The sequence below is a fragment of the Hyphomicrobiales bacterium genome, from assembly GCA_030688605.1.
Classification (GTDB): Bacteria; Pseudomonadota; Alphaproteobacteria; order Rhizobiales; family NORP267; genus JAUYJB01.
This window is the reverse complement of record JAUYJB010000051.1, coordinates 1-17,506: the sequence shown is the minus strand read 5'-3', so window position 1 is coordinate 17,506 and position 17,506 is coordinate 1. Positions and strand designations below refer to the sequence as shown.

The window sequence follows — 17,506 nt, the reverse complement described above, 5'->3', positions numbered from 1 at the left end:
GGAAAAAGTGGCGGCATGCGTCCCGTTGCATGCCGCCACTTGCAAGGCGGTGCTTATTTGCTGACGGCGGCCATTACCGCGTCGGTAAAGTCCTCGCCGGCGATCTTGGCGATTTCCTTCGCGATCGGCTTGGTTGCCGCCTTGAAGGCCGCAGAATCGATGTCGTTGAACTCCACCTGGCCCTTGGAGAGCGTCTTGATCTCGTCCAGGAGCTTGGCGTCGTTGTCGGCACCGTACTGGCGGCTTGCCACGGCCGCCTTCGCACCGGCGCGGAGGACCGCGCTGCGCTGCTCGTCGGTCAGAGAGTCATAGCGCTTGAGGTTCATGACGAGCGTAATCGGCGTGTAAACGTGGTTCGACATGGAAATGTATTTTTGCACCTCGAACCAAGACCATTTGCGGATGTTGCTGAGCGGGTTCTCCTGGCCGTCGATGACGCCTTGCTGCAGGGCGAGATACACCTCGCCGATGTTCATCGAGATCGGCGAAGCGCCGAGCATCTCGAAGGACAGGACGCGCGTCTTGCTGCCCGGCGTCCGCAATTTCAGACCTTTCAGGTCATCCGGCACCCGGACCGGCCGCTCATTGTTGGAGATGTGGCGAAAGCCGATCTCGCCGAAGCCGATGACCTTGAGGCCGGCCTTTTCCTGAAACGACTTGTCGAGCTGCTCGCCGATCTCTCCGTCCAGCACCGCGACAACCTCGTCGCGGTTGGAGAACAGGAAGGGAATGTCGAATACGGCGAATTTCGAGTCGAGCTGGACGGCGTCGGAACCGATCGGGATGACGTCGAGCTGCCCGGTGCGCACCTGCTGCATATGGACGATCTCGTCGCCCAGGGTCCCGCTGTCGAAGAACTCGATATCGACGCCGTCGCCGAGCTCCTGCTTCAGAAAGTCGCGGAACTGGGCCAGCATGTGCTGGGTGGATGCGCCGGGCGTGCTTTCCACCGAAAGCCTCAATTTCAAGGCCTGCGCAGAGGCCTCCGGCGCGGCGATGAGTGCGGCGGCGGTCACAAGCGCCACCAGCAAAGCGGTCTTCTTCAGATAAGTGATCACTGTCTCCTCCCATTTGCTCCCACTCGAGCGATGTCCTGATCCGGGGCTTCCGGAGCCGCTTCGGCGGCCGGGGCGCGCCGCGCGGCTTTTGGCACCGATGGCTTGTCGATGCGGCTATCCTTCAACAGATCCCGGTTGACCTTGAGGCCGAAACCGGGGGCATTTGGTACTTTCATTTTTCCCTGCGTCGGCTTCGGCGCGTCAACGAATAGATTCTCCTCCATGAATTGGGACTTGAAATGGCATTCCACGTGGGTCCCGTTGCGGAACGCCGCCACGTGGTGGAGGCTGAAATAGGTCGCGCCGCCAGCGTCGGACAGCGGCTTGTTGTAGATCTGCGCCAGAGCCGCCACTTTGCGAGTCTCGGTCATGCCGCCATTGAACATCGGGTTCGCCAGCAGGATATCGATGGCGTCGTTCTCGATGAACTCGCGGAAGCGCAGGGCGTAGCCCTCCATCTGTCCGGCGGCGAGCGGGATGGTGCTGTGCCGGCGCAGATGGGCGAGGTCCCTGACTTCGTTGCGGTGGACGGGGTCCTCGAGCCAGGCAATGTCGCAATCCTCGACCGCGCGGCAAAGCTTCATGGCCTCGGCCAACGAATAGGATTCGTTGGCGTCGAGCGCGAGATCGATGTCGGCGCCAATGGCGTCGCGGACATGGCGTACCCGGGCTGCGTCCTCGCGCCAGCCCAGTCCCGGCACCCCGACCAGCATCTTCAGCCGCGTGTGGCCTTGCGCGATCAGCCGGCGCGCCAGTTCGACAAGCTGGTCCTTGTCGTAGTTGCCGAAGCCGTAGGTCACGTAGACGGTGGCGTGGTCGCGGTAGCCGCCGAGAAGCTGCGCCACGGTGCGGTTGGCCTCGATGCCGATGATGTCCCACAGCGCCAGGTCGAAGCAGGATGCGGCGGCGAGATTGGCGCCGGTGACGAAGCCGCGCTCGCTGACAACGGCGCGCACCCGCTCGTGGATCCGCTCAAGATCCCGCGGGTCCATGTCCTTGACCGCCGGAAATATGTCGCGGGTGAGGATGCTGACGACGGCGCCGGCCACGAAACGCGTCGTCATGCCGAAGCCGACCACGCCCTCGTCGGTCTCGACCTCGCAGAAAACGTGGTCGCGATGATCGATGGGCGCGTCGAACAGGGGCAGATAGATGGGCAGCCGGTGCACGCTTGCCCGGATGTCCTTGATCTTCATCGTCTCCCCTGGTTTTTTTGCTTATAAAATGCAACTTTAGGCTATGAGCTAAGCCATTTCTTGTCAATCCTCAAGGAAACGGCGTTACTTCCATCTTTGGGCTTCGGCTGCAAAAATCGTTTTTTGCGCTGAAAATGCAGAAATTGGCGGAATCCCGGTGGCTATGGAGACCTTCACCGGGACAGGGGGGCGGCCCCCGGCAAGGAGCGGGCAAGACCCTACGAGGGCAATATGCGGGACGGCGAGACGGCGAGCGCGATCGGTGCGGCGGAAGCGGCGGCCGAAGCCTATGAAACCCATCTGGTAACGCGGATTTTCGGCCCCTGGGCGGCGCGCGCCGTCGACATCGCCGCGCCCGAGCCTGGCGAGACGGTGCTCGATGCGCCCTGCGGGACCGGCATCGGCGTCCGCCTCGCCGCGCCGCACGTCATGCCGGCGGGCCGGCTGGTGGGCGTCGACAACGACCCGGGCATGGTCGCGGTGGCGCGCCGGATCGCGGAGCAAGAGGGGATCGTTGCCGAATGGCATTGCGAAAGTGTGCTCGAACTTCCCTTCGCCGATCGGACCTTCGATCTCTGCCTGTGCCTGCAGGGTCCGCAATTCTTCTCCGACCCGGCCGCGGGCCTGAGCGATCTGCGCCGCGTCCTCAAGCCCTCGGGCCGGCTCATCGCGAGCATGTGGTGCTCGATCGAGCACAATAAGGGCCATTACGCGATCGCCCGGGCGCTGGAGCGGCAGAACATCGCGCCGGCATCGCGCCCCTTCTCCCTCGGCGAGAAGGAAAGGGTCAAGGCGTTGATGCTTCAGGCTGGGTTCCGCGGAATTACGGTGCACGCGGAAGAGCGGCAGGCGCGTTTTCCCTCCGTTTCCGCTTTCGTGGACGGCGTCGCGGCAGGTGCCCCTGCATCGCGCCACGCGCTCGCTCAGCTTCTCGAGGCGCGCAAGCGCGACTTCCTCGCCGATGTCGAAGCGATCCTCGGCCCTTACCTGACCGGCGAAGGCGTCACGCTGCCGACCCGCGCCCACATCGTCGTCGCAAGGCCGTAGCCGGTCGCAATGGGCCCCAAGTCAGCGCGGCGCCGGGCGTCCCCCTGCCCGCTCGATCTTGCGCAGCCTGCGCCACAGGGTGGTGACGCTGATCCCCAGCTGCTTGGCCGCGCGGGTGCGGTTGCCGTTGCAGCGCTCAAGCGTGCCGAGCAGAAGCTGCCGCTCGGTCGCCGAAAGCAGCGTGCTCAGCCTTGTGTCGGCCTCGCCGCTCGCGCCGGCGGGCGCCGCCTGCGCCCGGGCGGCCAGAAAGACCGGCAGGTGCGGGATAGCGATCGGCCCGTCGCCCGCGAGATTATAGGCCCGGTCGAGCACGTTCTGCAGCTCGCGTACATTGCCCGGCCAGTCATAGCCCTTGAGGTTTTCCACGACCGGCGCCGGGATCGGCGCCAGGGTCCGCCCGTCGCGGTCCGACAGCTTGGCGCGGATCGCCTCGACCAGCACCGGGATATCCTCCTTGTGCGCACGCAGGGGCGGCAGGTGAATGTCGACCACGTTGAGCCGGTAGAACAGGTCGGGCCGCCAGGTGCCGTCGGCGACGCATTGGGCAAGGTCCCGGTTGCTGGTGCAGATAACCCGGACGTCGACCGCAACGGGCCTGGCGCCACCGATAGGGGTGACCTCGCGCTCCTGCAAGGTGCGCAACAGCTTGGCCTGGAACTCGAGCGGCATCTCGCTGACCTCGTCGAGCAGCAGCGTGCCGCCGTCGGCCTGCTCGAACAGGCCCTTCTGGCCGCCGCGCCGGGCGCCGGTAAACGCGCCTTCCAGATAGCCGAAGAAGGTGGTCTCCACGAGCGTTTCCGGCAGCGCCGCGCAGTTGATGGCAACGAACGGCTTGTCTGCGCGCGGCGAGGAATTGTGGATCGCCTGGGCGAACAGCTCCTTGCCGGTGCCGCTTTCGCCGTAGATGATCACCGGCGAACGGGTTGCCGCCGCTCGCCGTGCCGCGTCGAAGGGAGCCCTCAAGGCGCCGTCGATGCCGACCACGTCGTCCCATGAATATTTCGCCGCCCGCTCGCGCCTGACCTGGCTCAGGAGCTTGGCCCGCTGGCGGATCGACTCGGCGTTGTTGAAGCCGAAGCCGAAGGCCGCGCAGATCGGGATGCGCACCGCGGTGGCGCCGATCTCGGTCGTCGACGGGCTGATGTCCGGCTTGCCCGAGCGCATCACCTTGAGGCAGCTTTCCGAGACTTCGCCGGTGCCGGGGCTTGCCTCCTTCATGCGCGGATTGGCGGCAAGCAGGCGGCGGCCGCCATGGTCGAACAGCACCGCCTCGCCGCCGGCCACCGTGGCGATCAGCGGCAACGTCTCCTTCAGGGTCTCGAACAGCCGGCTCTGGCGGTCGGCGCGGCGCTCATTGGAGGCGGCGAGCACACAGCCGCCTATGGGTATGGCGAAGAAGCGGTGATTGAACTCGCCGGAGACGGCGCCGATGGGCTTGCCCTTTGCCGCCGCGTCGCGGCAGGTCGCGTTGACCTGGCCAATGAGATCCGGGCGCGGGTCGCCGTCGAAATCGACCGCGTGAAGACAGCACCCCTCGCCGTCGGTCACCATCGCCACGCCGCCCGCCACATCCGAGATCAAAGGCAGCGCGCGGCGCAGAACCTCCACCCCCTCCTTGCCGTCAGCCATGGCCGGAACCTTTTTCACGTTTGAAAAGGCCAGTCTAGGCGCGGCAGGGACCGGATTCAATCCTATGTGGAAAACCGCCTAAAATCGCGGTGTGGCGGGGACATGTTGCGGGCGCCGATTTCAGATCTGAAATGGCCGCGGGGTTCGAAAGGGCCCGTTCGCCGGTCGCCGCCTAATCGAAGGCGCCCTTTTCGGCGTAGGCGGCATACTCGGCGTCGGACAGGCCGAGAAACCGTTTGAACACGGTTTCGTTGTCGCCGCCGAGAATGGGCGCGGCGCGGGTCACGTCGCCGGGGGTCGCGGTGAGCGCGAAGCCCGGCATTTCATAGCTCTGCTGGCCGATTTCCGCATGCTCGCGCCGGCGCCAGAGCCTGCGCTCGACAAGCTGCGGGTCGGTGAAGAGGTCGGCCATGCTGTTCACCGGATAGGCGGCGATGCCCGCCCCCTGCAGCGTCTCGGCGGCGGCTTCCGCGTCGCGCTCGCGCAACAGGGGCGCAAGAGCGGCATCGAGCGCCTTGACATTTTTGAGCCTTTCTTCGGCGCCGGCGAAGCGCGCATCCGCGGCAAGCGCCGGTTTGCCGAGCGTTTCGGCAAGGGCCGAGAACTCGGCGTCCGACCAGCACGACAGAGCGAGCCAGCGGTCCTCGCGGCAGCGGTAGGCGCCGTGCGGGGCGGCCTTGTCGTCGCGGTTTCCCCGGCGCTCGGCGATGACGCCGTCGCGGTGATAGGCCAACAGTGCGCCGGCCATGAAATGAAGGCCGGTCTCATATTGCGAAAGATCGATCAGCGTCCCCTTGCCGGTGGCCCGGCGGCGCGCCAGCGCGGCGAGCACGGCGGACGATCCCATCATCGAGGCGACGAAGTCGATATAGGGGCCGTAGAGAAGCATCGGCGAGCCGTCCGGCTCGCCGATGGCGCCGCAGAATCCGGCCAGCGACGACAATTGGGTGCCGAATCCCGGCGTCTGGGCGCGCGGGCCGGTCTGGCCCATATTGCAGGTCGAAAGCATGACGAGGCCGGGGTTCGTCCTGCACGCCACCGCATAGCCGAGGCCGATGCGGTCCATGACCCCGGGTCGCATATTCTCGATCACCACGTCGGCCCAGTCCATCAGCCGCCGCGCGATCTCGAGGCCCGCCGGGTTCTTGACGTCGACGGTGACGCCATATTTGGAATCGTTGAATATCGAGAAGCAGCCGCTGCGGTTGACCCCGACGACGCCGTCCTTGTAGGGCGGATATTGCAGTCGAAAGCCGTCCGGGCGCTGGAACGATTCCACGTGCGCGACGACGGCGCCGAAATTGCCGAGCAGCTTGCCGATGTGCGGGCCCGCGGCATAGGCGCCGAACTCGACGACCTTGACGCCCGCCAGCGCCTGTGGCGTGTCGCTCATGCCGCGCCCGCCGCGCTCTTGTCGAGCAGGACCTCGATCTCGGCATCCGAAAATTCAAGGTCCTTGAGGATTTCGTGGGGCTCTCCGCTGCCGTCGAGCGCCGGATTGCGCAAGCCGGGGCGCGCGCCGTCGGCGATGTAGAACGCGCCGCAGTGGCGCTCGCTGCCGCCGCCGGGCAAGGCCAGATCCTGCCAGAAGCCGCGCGCGTCGAGCTGCGGGTCGGCGGCGATGTCGGCGACGTTCGAGACCGGATAGCCGAGCATCTCGCGCTCGCAGGCGCCCTGCAGGAACTCGAACTTGGACAGGCTTGCGAAGAATGCCGTGAGCGCCGCCTCGATCCGATCGACCTCTTCCTGCGTAACTCTCGTCGGGTCGAAGGTCCTCCAGTCGAGGTCTGCGAGCGGACCGAGGTCGAACCCCTTCGCGCGCATCCACGCGGTGAGGCCCTCATTGGTTCGACAGCCCGCCACCCCGCCATAGAGGACGAAGTTGATATAGCCGTCCTTGCAGCGCCAGAAGGCGCGGAACACGGCGCCGTGCACCGAGCGGCCGGTAAGGCGCGAGCCTGCCCGGCTCGGCGCCACGCCCAGCATGTCGGCGAAGGCCGGCGCGTGGGCGAGCGCGATGATGATCGAAGCCTGGGCGGAGACGTCGACATGCTGGCCGCCGCCGCCCGCCTGGCGGTGCAACAGCGCCATGAGGGCGCCGCTCGCGGCATGCGCGCCGGCCCATGAATGAGCCTGCGGCACGGAGATGCGCAAAGGCTCCCCGTCGGGCTCGCCGGCGAGCCCCATGGCGCCGCCGGCGGCCATGATTTCCAGGTCCGTGCCGCGCCAGCCGGCGCGCGGGCCGGTATGCCCGTAAGGGGTGATGGAAACATGAATGAGGTCGGGATTGAGCGCCCTGATCCGCTCCGGGGCAAGCCAGTCGCTCGCCGGATCGCCGGGCTCGGCGGTCTCGATGAGAATGTCAACCCGGGTGATCATCGCCAATATCGCCCGGCGGCCGGCCTTGCTCGCCGGGTCGATCTGCAACAGCCGCTTGGAGACGTTGAAGGGGCGCCAGTCCGCGTCATCAAGATCGGCGCCCGGCGGTTCGATCTTGATGACGTCGGCGCCAAGGTCGGTGAGGATGTGCCCGGCCGGCCAACCCAAGCGGCTGCTGAGATCGAGAACCCTGATACCAGCAAGCATGGGGTCCCTCTCCGGCCGGGCCTGCATTTTGCGCCGTCCTAGCGGCCGGTCCGCGCCAGCGACAACATCCAGCCATGCATGCGGCTCTTGGCGTTGGCGATGTCCTCGGGCGAGAAGAAGTCGGCCGGGTCCACCTTGTCGACCGGATAGACGGGCCGGTGGAAGTCCGACTCGTAGCCGAACGGCACCGTGGCGTCGATGCCCATGCCGCCCTCGAACTCGGTGTTGGACGCGGTCCATTGCTTGTCGCCGGCGGTCAGCCGTTCGGACGGCATGAAGGTCTGGCCGATGCCGCCCGGTAGCGGATTGAGGATGTCGGCGCGCGGGTTCACGCGGGTCGTCAGGCACCACATGATGTCGTCCATGGAATACATGTCGACATCCTCGCTGACGGCGATGGCCAGCCGCATGCCCTGCGAGCAGGACAGGATCGCGGACAGGAAGTTGCGCTGCCATCCCTCCTCGATCTTGTTGCGCTTCTTCACCTGGATGATGCAGCCGCCCCAGTCGGTCATGCAGTAGGGGATGTGCGCATCGACGACGATGCCCGGCTGCAGCCGCTCGCACAGCTCGAAGATCGCCGCCTCGCGCACCGTGGTATCGATATTGTTGTCGTCGGCCGTGTGCACGCCGAGCGGGAAGATGATCGGCTTGGATTTCGGCTTGCGCATGGTGATCGCGGTGACGTGGAAGGTCGGCGCCTTGTAAGCCTTGCCCATATAGCCGGCCCATTCGGGATGGAAATGGAAACGGCCCTGTACGCCGGCCTTCTCGGACTCGGCCGTCTCGTAGCGCTTGTCGCGCGGGTGGATATAGCCTTCCAGCACATATTCCGACTCGGCGATCGCCCAGGCGTCGACCGTGCGCGCCTTGACCAGCTTCACCGGCTCGCCCTGGATGGCGCCGGCGACCGCCAGCTCGTTGGCCCCCTTGGGCAGGATCACATAGTCGAACGCGGCGCCGGCGAGCAGCGTGCATGCCGGCGGCACGCCGAAGCACATGGTAATCGGGATCGGCTCCTCGTCGCGATAGTGCTTGGTGATAACCTGCCACATATGCGAGCCGGGGGAGATCTGGAAGGTGCCGACATTGCCCCAGCGGAAGTTCATTCGGTTGTAGCCGACATCGGCGCCGCCGTCGAAATAGTCGCCGACCACGCAGCGGATGCCGGAGCCGATGGTCAATTCGCTCTCGAGCGCCGTGTGGCGGATCGCCACGATCCACTTGTTGACGTCGACATCGTCGGTGATCACATGCTCCTGGCACGGTGCCTTGTTCTGGCTGACTTCGACGGTCGGCAGCGGCTTCTTGAAGGCGGCTGCGATCTTGCGGGTCCGGTCGGCCGGGCTCTCGAAGCCGAACATGCGGTTGACCACGTTCATGTCGGAGAACAGGTTGGTGATCGCGCGCGCGTGCGGATAGCCCTTCACATTCTCGAACAGCATCGGCGGGCCGCCGTCGAAATGCTTCTGCAGTCCGGTGATCTCCAAATCGGGATTGACCTCCTTGGAGGTCTCGATGAGATCGCCGTTGGCGCGCAGCCACTCGACGGTGGAGCGCAGGCTGGTAATCTCACCGGACTTAGCCACTTTCTTCGGTGCGTTGATGTTCATGGGGTGGTCTCTCTGGCTTGCTGTGACGATCTCGGTTTCAGATGGCTTTGGCTCTTCGTTCGTCCGCCGACCGGATCATTTGATCGGCCGGACGCGCTGGCTGCGGCTGCGGACCTTGCCGTCCCAGCGCTTCATCAGGTCCCGCGGCATGTCGAATTGGTCGAGGATGCGCATGACGATGTGGTCGACCATGTCCGCGAGCGATTTCGGCTGATTGTAGAAGGCCGGCATGGGCGGCAGGATGGTGACGCCCATGCGCGACAGCTTGAGCAGGTTTTCCAGGTGGATATCGTTGAGCGGCGTCTCGCGGGCTACGAGCACCAGCTTGCGCCGCTCCTTCAGGATCACGTCCGCGGCGCGGTGCACCAGGTGATCGCCATTGCCGTGGGCGATGGCTGCGACCGTGCGCATCGAGCAGGGCACGACGACCATGCCGTCGGTGCGGAACGAGCCCGAGGAGACCTTGGCGCCCATGTCGGCAATGCCGTAGGTCTCGGTGGCGAGCGCCCTGAGGTCGGCAACGGTCATGGAGGTCTCGTGCTCGACGGTCCGCTGCGCCCATTTGGAGATGATGAGATGGGTCTCGCAATCGGTATCGGCCAGAACCTGCAACAGGCGGACGCCGAAAATGGCGCCGGTCGAACCGGTCATACCAACCACGAGTTTCTTCATTGGTCCTCCCAACGATTTCTTATGGCGACGATGACCGCGCGTGCGGCTCGGGCTCTTTATGATCTTCACTTTCCATACCGACACCCGGGGGCATTTGCAACCAATGGTCGGCGGCGGAAACGAGCCGTTTTTCGTGGAAGTCAGCGCCGCATCACCGGAACGCAACATGCATGCCAGGCGCCAAAGGGGCGGGAAACCGGCGCATCTCGCCGCCGCTGACCCGGAACGCATTTCAACATTGCATTGAAAAGCGCCCCGAACTGAAAAACGATTTCAGGATTGAAATGGAGATCTTGGGGCGGCGGCCGGCGGGCGGCAAATGACCGCAACGCCGATGCGGGAGTTCGCGGCCGGCCGCGGCCGCAACAAGCTCACTCGGCGGGCACCGCCTCGATGACCAGGCGTTCCAGCGCCGGCAGACGGCCGCGCGCACGGGCGCGGATCGCCTCGCCGATCTCGGCGATCTCGTGCGCCGTCACCGCGGCGTCGAGCCTCAGCGTCAGCTCGCCGTGCAGCCGGTGGCCGATCCAGCGCGCCCGGGCGCCGACGACCGAGCGGACGCGCGGCTGGGTTTCGGCCGAGTGACGAAGCAAGTCGAGCACCGCCGCGTCGATGCCATCCAGCATGCGGGTGAGGACCGCTCTCGCCGACTGCCAGACGATGACGAAGATGACCGCGGTGATGACGAGGCCGACGACGGGGTCGGCGAGGGGATAGCCGAACCAGACGCCCGCCGCGCCGAGGACCACGGCGAGGCTGGTCAGGCCGTCGGTGCGCGCGTGATAGCCGTCGGCGATCAGCGCCGTACTGTCGATCTGGCGGCCGACGCGGATGCGGAAGACCGCAACCGCCTCATTGCCGAGAAAGCCGATGACGCCGGCCACGGCGACCCAGCCGAGGTTGAGAATGACCTGCGGGTGGACGAGCCGGTCGATCGCCTCGTAGCCGGCAACGAGGGCGCTGGCGAGAATGATCAGGACGATGGCGACGCCGGCCAGGTCCTCGACCCGGCCAAGCCCGTAGGGAAACCGCGCGCTCGGCTTGCGCCGCGCCAGCACGAAGGCGATCCAGAGCGGGATCGCCGTGCCGGCATCGCCGACATTGTGGATGGTGTCGGCCAGGAGCGCGATGCTCCCCGAGACGACGACGACGATGGCCTGCAGGGCCGCGGTCGCGACCAGCAGCACGAACGACCATTTGACGGCCCATATGCCGCGCTCGGTGGCGGCGATCGACGGGTCGACGACGCCGTGGGCGTGACTATGATCGCCGTGGGCGCTACCATGGTGATGGGCGCGGTCGTGTCCGCCGCCCGAAAGGCCGAGCCAGTCTCCCATTCTGCCGAGCACGAACCGCATTACAGATATTTCGCCAGCGCCTTCAGCTCTCTCAACGTGCCCTTGTCGTTGGCGCGCGGATCGTCGAGGCAATTCTCGATATGGTCGTGAATGAGTTCCCGCTTGGCGCTCGACACGGCGCTCTCGACGGCATGGAGCTGCTGCGCGAGATCGTTGCAGCTGCGCCCCTGAGCGAACATTTCGATTACCGAGCGCAGATGCCCCTCGGCCCGCTTGAGGCGGTTGATGATGTTCGGGTGGCTCGCGTGCAACATTCTTCCTATCCTATCCCCCTGGATAGGATAGTCCCGACAGCGCGGCGTTGGCAAGCCCCTCCGGCGGCTGGAGTGGTTCGCGGTCAAATGGTTCCGCATGAGCGGGAACCGCTTTGGGTTGACAGGGCGGTATGGGCTCAATAAGGTCCGCGCCGGCTCGGGTCGTGGCCGCATTGCGCGGCATGGCCGGCGAGGATAGAGCGATGAAAATAAGAAATTCCCTACGTTCCCTGCGCGCCCGGCATCGCGGCAATCGCGTCGTGCGCCGCCGCGGCCGGGTCTATGTGATCAACAAAACCAATCGCCGCTTCAAGGCGCGCCAGGGCTGATCTCCGGGCGGCCGCATGCCGGCTGTCCCGCGTCATCGCTTATCCCGGATAATTTATTTGACCGCTCCGGCGGGCTTTTTCACAATGACCGGCATGAGACGAATCTGTGCACTTTGCTTTGCGCTGTTGCTGACGGCCCCATCCGCGGCGCGTGCCGCGGAGCCGGAGGAGCAACCCGACTCGGCCAAGCAGACCGCACCCGCCGACGACAGGGAGATCGCCCTCGACGCGCTGCTCAAGCAGCTCAAGGCAGCCACCGACGAGAAGGCCGCCTCGGTGATCGAGGAGGCCGTCTGGCAGCTATGGCTGCACTCGGGCAGCGACACGGTCGATCTGTTGATGAGCCGGGTGATTGCGGCGATGAAGGCGGACGACTATTCGCTCGCGCTCGAGCTTTTGAACCACGTCGTCACGATCAGGCCTGGCTATGCGGAGGGTTGGAACAAGCGGGCGACGGTGTTCTTTTACTTGCACGATTATGCAAGCTCCCTGCACGACGTGGAGCGGACCTTGAGCCTGGAGCCGCGCCACTTTGGTGCGTTGGCAGGGCTCGGACTGATCCTGGAGGAACTCGGCCACCACGAACGCGCGCTGAAGGCGTTCCGCCGGGCGCTTGCCGTTCACCCCTATCTGTCGGTGGTGCGCAAGGCCGAGAAAAAGCTCTCCGAGGAGCTCGAAGGCCGCGGAATCTGAGCCGAACCGACCGGCTTTGACCGGCCGCAACACCATCCGTGCCGACGGCTCCAACGCCTCACCCGGCTTAGCCTAGCGCATTTGCCCATCGAGGCGGAGCGGCAGAGAACCGGATCGCACGTTACGAAGAATGGCTCGCCGCGCCGTCCGCGCCGACGAAGGCGAGGCGGATCATATTTGTCGTCCCGGGCGTTCCGAACGGCACGCCGGCGGAGATGATGATGCGCTCGCCCGGCTTGGCGAAGCCGTCGCGAAAGGCCAGCCGGCAGGCGCGGTCGACCATGTCGTCCTGGTCCTTGGCATCCTCCGTCAACACGCAATGCAGCCCCCAAACGACGGCGAGCCTGCGGCCGGTCTCGGGCCGCGGGGTCAGCGCGATGAGCGGCGGCTGCGGGCGCTCGCGCGCGGCGCGCAACCCCGTGGCGCCGGAAGAGGTGTAGCAGACGATGGCAGCCAGATTCAGCGTCTCGGCAACCTGGCGCAGCGCGGCGGAGATGGCGTCGGCGCCGGTCGCCTGCGGCTCGGGGCGCTGGGCGTTTATGAACAGCCGGTAGTTGGGGTCGCGCTCGACCTCCTCGGCGATGCGGCTCATGGTGGCGATCGCGTCTGCGGGAAACTCGCCGACGGCGGATTCCGCCGACAGCATCACCGCGTCGGCGCCCTCGAACACGGCGGTGGCGACGTCGGAGACCTCGGCGCGGGTCGGCACCGGCGCGTGGATCATCGATTCCAGCATTTGCGTCGCCACGACCACCGGCTTGCCGGCGCGGCGGCACGCCCCGATCATCCGCTTCTGCAGGCCCGGAACCTTTTCCAGCGGCATCTCGACGCCGAGGTCGCCGCGCGCCACCATCAGACCGTCCGATGCCTCGATGATTTCATCGAGATGGTCGATGGCGGCCGGCTTTTCGATCTTGGCCATGATCGAGGCGCGCCCGCGGGCGATCTTGCGGCCCTCGGCCACGTCCTCCGGCCGCTGAATGAAGGACAGCGCGATCCAGTCGACGCTCTGGTCCAGCGCATACTCGAGATCGCTGTGGTCCTTGCGCGTCATCGCGGTGAGCGGCAGCACCGTGTCCGGCAGATTGACCCCCTTACGCGCCGACAGGGGGCCGCCGACCTCGATGTCGGCCTCTATCTTCGTCTTGGTGGCGCGCTTGACCCGCAGGCGGATCTTACCGTCGTCGACGAGAAGCGCGTGTCCGGGCTCGACGCTGCGGAAGATCTCCGGATGCGGCAAATGGACGCGGCGCGCATCGCCGGGCGCCTTGTCCGAATCGAGCGTGAAGCTCGCTCCCTGTTCGAGGGTCACCTCGCTGCCGGCGAAGGTGCCGATCCTCAGCTTCGGCCCCTGCAGATCGACGAGGATGCCGATCGGCCGCTCGAAGCTGGTCTCCACGGCGCGAATTGCGGCCACCAGCTCGCGCAAGGCGTCATGGCCGGTATGGCTCATATTGATGCGGAAAACGTCGGTGCCGGCCTTGAACAGGCGCCCGATCATGTCGGGTGACGATGATGCCGGACCGATCGTGGCGACGATCTTGGTCCGGCGGTCGCGCTTCATCGACCGCCGGTTCCTCGATCGCTGGGTTCTGTCAGTTGAACGGTCCAGGTCTCGGCGTCGCCGGTGTCGATCTCGAAGAAGCCGGTCGGCTGCAAGCCGCGCTTTTCGCAATCGGCAACGCCGCGGATGGTGAATTCACGGTCCTGGGTGCACATGAAGGCCTCGCCGCGCCATTCGCCGCCGAGGTCGTAATCGACGGCATAAATATAATAATAGCGCGATACCAGGTTCCCGCCTAGCAGCACCTCGCAGGCGCGCGGGGGAAGGTTCCACCAGCCTTCCGTCTTCCAGCCGGTCCTGTCCTTATAGCCGATGGCGACGCCGATATTGCTGGCGGACTTGTTGCACAGCCTGAAGTCCGCCGCGGCTTCGTCCGGAACGGCGATAAGAAGACCCACGCCGCATATTGCGGCTCCGATATGATTGAAGAATGCCCCCCTCGGTCCCATACGCACGCCACTTTGATGGAGAACTGCTCGTTCCAAAGGCTATATCCACTCTCGCAGATCAATATGGCTGAAACGAGGCTACGGTCCGCTTTCTTAACCGTCCGGTTACCATACTGCCCCGGCGTTTGTTAACATTTCGGAAGCCCGCCTCCAATGCGACCAATCTTCCCACCCGAAGCGAAGAATCGGCCCGTCCCTTATCCGCAAGATGTGCCTGGCGGTCAAGGGGCGAGCCTGCGCGGCGTCTCCTTTGCCGCGCGGACCGGGGAGCGATGGCCTGAGGGGCGGTACTTGCCCCCCTCATCTCCCGCTGACCAAAATCGCGCGGAAATCGTTGACGTTGGTAAAGGTCGGGCCGGGAACGACGAGGTCGCTTAGGCCGGCGAAGAACGAGCCGGAATCGTTTTCGGCGAGATGGGCCGCGGGGTCGAGACCGAGGGCGGTTGCGCGGGACAAGGTGTCGGGCGTAATCACGGCGCCGGCAGGATCGGTGGCGGCCCCCGAGCCGCCGTCGGTACCGTCGGTGTCGCAGGCGATGCCCGAGATGCCATCGGCACCATGAAGCGCGATGGCGAGCGCCAGGGCAAATTCCTGGTTCGGCCCGCCCCGGCCCTCGCCCTTGAGTGTCACCGTGACCTCGCCGCCGGAGATGAGCAATGTCGGCCGGCCGGTCCGGCGCGCGGCAAGCGCGCGGGCGGCATGGTCGCGGGCAAGGTCGCGCGCCTCGCCCTCCAGCGCCGCGCCGAGCTCGACCACCTCATAACCCCTTTCGCGGGCGATCCTGCCGGCCGCCGCCAGCGCCATGGCGGGCGTCGCCACGAGGCTATAGCGGGCCGCCGCAAAGCACGGCTCGCCGGGTTTGGCGCTTTCGTTTTTCGGGTCGGCAAGCACCGCCTCGGCTTCCGCCGGAAGCTCGACATGATGGCGGCGGCAGATGGCGAGCGCGTCCTTAAGGCTTGTCGGGTCGGGCACCGTCGGGCCGGAGGCGATCACCGACGGGTCGTCGCCGGCAACGTCGGAGATGGCGAGCGTCAGGAGCGGCGCCGGGTAAACGGCGCGGGCGAGCCTTCCGCCCTTGATGCTCGACAAGTGCTTGCGCACGCAATTGAGCTCGGAGATGGTGGCTCCCGAGCGCAGCAGTTGGCGCGTCACCGCCTGTTTGCCGGAAAGGTCGAGCGGCTCAAGCGGGGCCGTCCACAGCGCCGAGCCGCCGCCCGACAGAAGCACCAGCACCAGATCGCCGGGCCGGGCTGCGCGGGCAAGCGCCAGGCACATCTCGCTCGCCTCAAGGCTCGCGGCGTCGGGCACCGGGTGGCCGGCCTCGATCAGCGGCAGCGGCGCGGTGTCAAGGCCGTAGCCGGGCCGCGTCACCACCAAGCCGTTCAGCTTGGCCGCGTTAAGACCGTACGCGTCGCGGTAGTGGCGCAGGGCCGCCGTGGCCATCGATGCGGCCGCCTTGCCGGCCGCAAGCACGATCAGCCGGCCTTGCGGCGGCGGCGGCAGGTGGGCGGCCAGGCACACCTCCGGCCGCACCGCGGCGACCGCCGCCCCGAACAGCTCCAGCAGCAGGGCCTTCGCCTCGGCTCCCATTCACGCCCCTTCCCTCTTCGCGCGACAAGCGCCATATGCCCCTTGACCGGCGCGCGCAAAGGCGCAATGCACGGGGCCGGTCTCAAAGTCGGTTGCTTGGCTCACGGTATCTCACGGAATGGCGGACAGGAACGCGCAATCACGCGACACGGCGCTTGCCGCCCGCTTCGAGCCGGTGGAGGAGATCGCGGGCGATCTTTCGACCGGGCTCATCCTGATCTGCGACCATGCGGAAAACGCGCTGCCCGAACAATATGGCCGGCTCGGGTTGCCGGATGAGGCGTTCGGGCGCCACATCGCCTATGACATCGGCGCCGGGGCGCTCGCCCGGACGCTGGCCCGACGCCTCGGCGTGCCGGCCGTGCTCGCCTCTTTTTCGCGGCTTCTGATCGATCCCAATCGCGGCGAGGACGACCCGACGCTGATCGTGCGCCTGTCCGACGGGGTGGTGGTGCCGGGCAATGCCCTTATCGATGACAGCGAGCGGGCGAACCGGATCTCGCGCTACTACCGGCCCTATCACGACGCCATCGGGCGCGCGATCGACCGCGCCCTTTCCCGCGACATCGTGCCGGCGATCGTCTCGATTCACAGCTTCACCGCCAATTGGCGCGGCTTCCCGAGGCCCTGGCATGTGGGAATCCTCTGGGACCGCGACCCGCGCCTTGCCGCGCCGCTGATCGAGGCACTACGGGCCGACGGCGATATCGTCGTCGGCGACAATGAGCCCTATACCGGCCGGCTCAGGGGCGATACGCTCTACCGCCATGGGACCGGGCGCGGCCTCGCCCACGCGCTGATCGAGTTGCGCCAGGACCTGATCGCCGCGCCCGAAGGCGTCACGGACTGGGCCGGGCGCTTGGCGCCGATTCTGTCGCGGTTGGCGCTCTCGCCGGATTTGCGCGAGATCCGCGATTTCGGCTCTCAAACTCAGTGATGGCCGGCCGACGAACGGACACGACGAACGAGACGAGGAGCGTGATGAGTCAATTCGACGACAAGACCCGAACCGAGCTGGAGGCGGCCGTGTTCCGCCGCCTGGTCAAGCACCTGCGCGAGCGGACCGATGTGCAGAATATCGACCTGATGACACTCTCCGGCTTTTGCCGCAACTGCCTATCGAACTGGTACCAGGAGGCCGCCGCCGACAACGGCCTCGATCTTTCCAAAGCCGAGGCGCGCGAGATCGTCTACGGCATGCCCTATGAGACCTGGAAGGAAAAGTACCAGAGCGAGGCGACGGACGAGCAGAAGGCCGCCATCGCCGCCGAGCACAAGGGTCACTAGAGCGGTTCATGGTTATAGGGGATCGATTCGATGGGCCAAGTCGGTTCATCCGGGCAGGCGTGGGCCGCGACGCGCGATACGGGATATCGGGCGAGCGCCGCAACGAACCCGGTGGGCCGATTTGGCCCACCGAAGGCTAAGGTTCTTTTGCGCCGTGGCGGTGTTGCGGCTGTTGGCCGAT

At 66.2% G+C, this 17,506-nt stretch carries 18 protein-coding genes; 6 read left to right on the top strand and 12 right to left on the bottom strand.

Annotation, left to right across the window (positions count from 1 at the left end; translation table 11 throughout):
* Positions 1-53 precede the first annotated feature (53 nt).
* On the bottom strand, positions 54-1,058 hold the full coding sequence (locus Q8P46_06200; GenBank protein ID MDP2619754.1) for a TRAP transporter substrate-binding protein: 1,005 nt from the start codon (positions 1,056-1,058) through the stop codon (positions 54-56).
* Positions 1,055-2,254 (bottom strand): mandelate racemase/muconate lactonizing enzyme family protein, encoded by a 1,200-nt coding sequence (locus tag Q8P46_06195; GenBank protein ID MDP2619753.1) that lies wholly within the window; start codon positions 2,252-2,254, stop codon positions 1,055-1,057. The genes Q8P46_06200 and Q8P46_06195 overlap by 4 nt, the downstream gene beginning before the upstream one ends.
* 231 nt (positions 2,255-2,485) lie before the next feature.
* Between Q8P46_06195 and Q8P46_06190 the strand changes: the two genes are divergently transcribed.
* Complete coding sequence (locus Q8P46_06190; GenBank protein ID MDP2619752.1) at positions 2,486-3,301, top strand: methyltransferase domain-containing protein; 816 nt, start codon at positions 2,486-2,488, stop codon at positions 3,299-3,301.
* Between the two features lie 21 nt (positions 3,302-3,322).
* Here the strand turns inward: Q8P46_06190 and Q8P46_06185 are convergent, their stop codons facing one another.
* The 5 genes from Q8P46_06185 to Q8P46_06165 all read right to left on the bottom strand — a co-directional run bounded on the left by Q8P46_06185 (position 3,323) and on the right by Q8P46_06165 (position 9,801).
* Positions 3,323-4,930: a sigma 54-interacting transcriptional regulator gene (locus tag Q8P46_06185; GenBank protein MDP2619751.1), complete on the bottom strand. Its 1,608-nt coding sequence runs from the start codon at positions 4,928-4,930 to the stop codon at positions 3,323-3,325.
* 172 nt (positions 4,931-5,102) lie between these two features.
* The gene (locus Q8P46_06180; protein ID MDP2619750.1) at positions 5,103-6,323 is read right to left on the bottom strand and encodes a CoA transferase; all 1,221 of its coding nucleotides are present in this window, start codon (positions 6,321-6,323) and stop codon (positions 5,103-5,105) included.
* Complete coding sequence (locus Q8P46_06175) at positions 6,320-7,516, bottom strand: CoA transferase (GenBank protein MDP2619749.1); 1,197 nt, start codon at positions 7,514-7,516, stop codon at positions 6,320-6,322. The genes Q8P46_06180 and Q8P46_06175 overlap by 4 nt, the downstream gene beginning before the upstream one ends.
* Before the next feature lie 38 nt (positions 7,517-7,554).
* On the bottom strand, positions 7,555-9,129 hold the full coding sequence (locus tag Q8P46_06170) for a UbiD family decarboxylase (protein MDP2619748.1): 1,575 nt from the start codon (positions 9,127-9,129) through the stop codon (positions 7,555-7,557).
* A gap of 75 nt (positions 9,130-9,204) precedes the next feature.
* Positions 9,205-9,801, bottom strand: coding sequence for a UbiX family flavin prenyltransferase (locus tag Q8P46_06165; protein ID MDP2619747.1), 597 nt, complete (start codon positions 9,799-9,801; stop codon positions 9,205-9,207).
* Positions 9,802-9,841: 40 nt separating this feature from the next.
* Here Q8P46_06165 and Q8P46_06160 point away from each other — a divergent pair, with 40 nt between their 5' ends.
* The gene (locus Q8P46_06160; GenBank protein ID MDP2619746.1) at positions 9,842-10,048 is read left to right on the top strand and encodes a hypothetical protein; all 207 of its coding nucleotides are present in this window, start codon (positions 9,842-9,844) and stop codon (positions 10,046-10,048) included.
* A 124-nt stretch (positions 10,049-10,172) separates the two neighbouring features.
* Here the strand turns inward: Q8P46_06160 and Q8P46_06155 are convergent, their stop codons facing one another.
* Positions 10,173-11,138, bottom strand: a complete 966-nt coding sequence (locus tag Q8P46_06155; GenBank protein ID MDP2619745.1) for a cation diffusion facilitator family transporter — start codon at positions 11,136-11,138, stop codon at positions 10,173-10,175.
* A 20-nt stretch (positions 11,139-11,158) separates the two neighbouring features.
* Positions 11,159-11,413, bottom strand: a complete 255-nt coding sequence (locus tag Q8P46_06150) for a metal-sensing transcriptional repressor (GenBank protein MDP2619744.1) — start codon at positions 11,411-11,413, stop codon at positions 11,159-11,161.
* 203 nt (positions 11,414-11,616) lie between these two features.
* On the opposite strand from Q8P46_06150, the gene ykgO reads away from it, so the two are divergent.
* Positions 11,617-11,742 (top strand): type B 50S ribosomal protein L36, encoded by a 126-nt coding sequence (gene ykgO / locus Q8P46_06145; GenBank protein ID MDP2619743.1) that lies wholly within the window; start codon positions 11,617-11,619, stop codon positions 11,740-11,742.
* A 93-nt stretch (positions 11,743-11,835) separates the two neighbouring features.
* Positions 11,836-12,435 (top strand): tetratricopeptide repeat protein, encoded by a 600-nt coding sequence (locus tag Q8P46_06140; protein ID MDP2619742.1) that lies wholly within the window; start codon positions 11,836-11,838, stop codon positions 12,433-12,435.
* 121 nt (positions 12,436-12,556) lie between these two features.
* Here Q8P46_06140 and pyk read toward each other — a convergent pair whose 3' ends face one another.
* The 3 genes from pyk to Q8P46_06125 form a co-directional block, all read right to left on the bottom strand.
* Positions 12,557-13,999 carry a pyruvate kinase gene (gene pyk / locus Q8P46_06135; GenBank protein MDP2619741.1) on the bottom strand — a complete coding sequence of 481 codons (1,443 nt, stop codon included), beginning with the start codon at positions 13,997-13,999 and terminating at the stop codon, positions 12,557-12,559.
* Entirely contained in the window at positions 13,996-14,448 is a 453-nt protein-coding gene (locus Q8P46_06130) for a DUF1036 domain-containing protein (protein ID MDP2619740.1), read from the bottom strand. Before Q8P46_06130 ends, pyk begins: the two co-directional genes overlap by 4 nt.
* 300 nt (positions 14,449-14,748) lie before the next feature.
* Positions 14,749-16,038 carry a glycerate kinase gene (locus Q8P46_06125; GenBank protein ID MDP2619739.1) on the bottom strand — a complete coding sequence of 430 codons (1,290 nt, stop codon included), beginning with the start codon at positions 16,036-16,038 and terminating at the stop codon, positions 14,749-14,751.
* A 118-nt stretch (positions 16,039-16,156) separates the two neighbouring features.
* On the opposite strand from Q8P46_06125, the gene Q8P46_06120 reads away from it, so the two are divergent.
* Together Q8P46_06120 and Q8P46_06115 are read left to right on the top strand one after the other, a co-directional pair.
* Entirely contained in the window at positions 16,157-16,975 is an 819-nt protein-coding gene (locus Q8P46_06120) for an N-formylglutamate amidohydrolase (GenBank protein ID MDP2619738.1), read from the top strand.
* Positions 16,976-17,019: 44 nt separating this feature from the next.
* The gene (locus Q8P46_06115) at positions 17,020-17,325 is read left to right on the top strand and encodes a DUF1244 domain-containing protein (protein MDP2619737.1); all 306 of its coding nucleotides are present in this window, start codon (positions 17,020-17,022) and stop codon (positions 17,323-17,325) included.
* Positions 17,326-17,506: the final 181 nt, after the last annotated feature.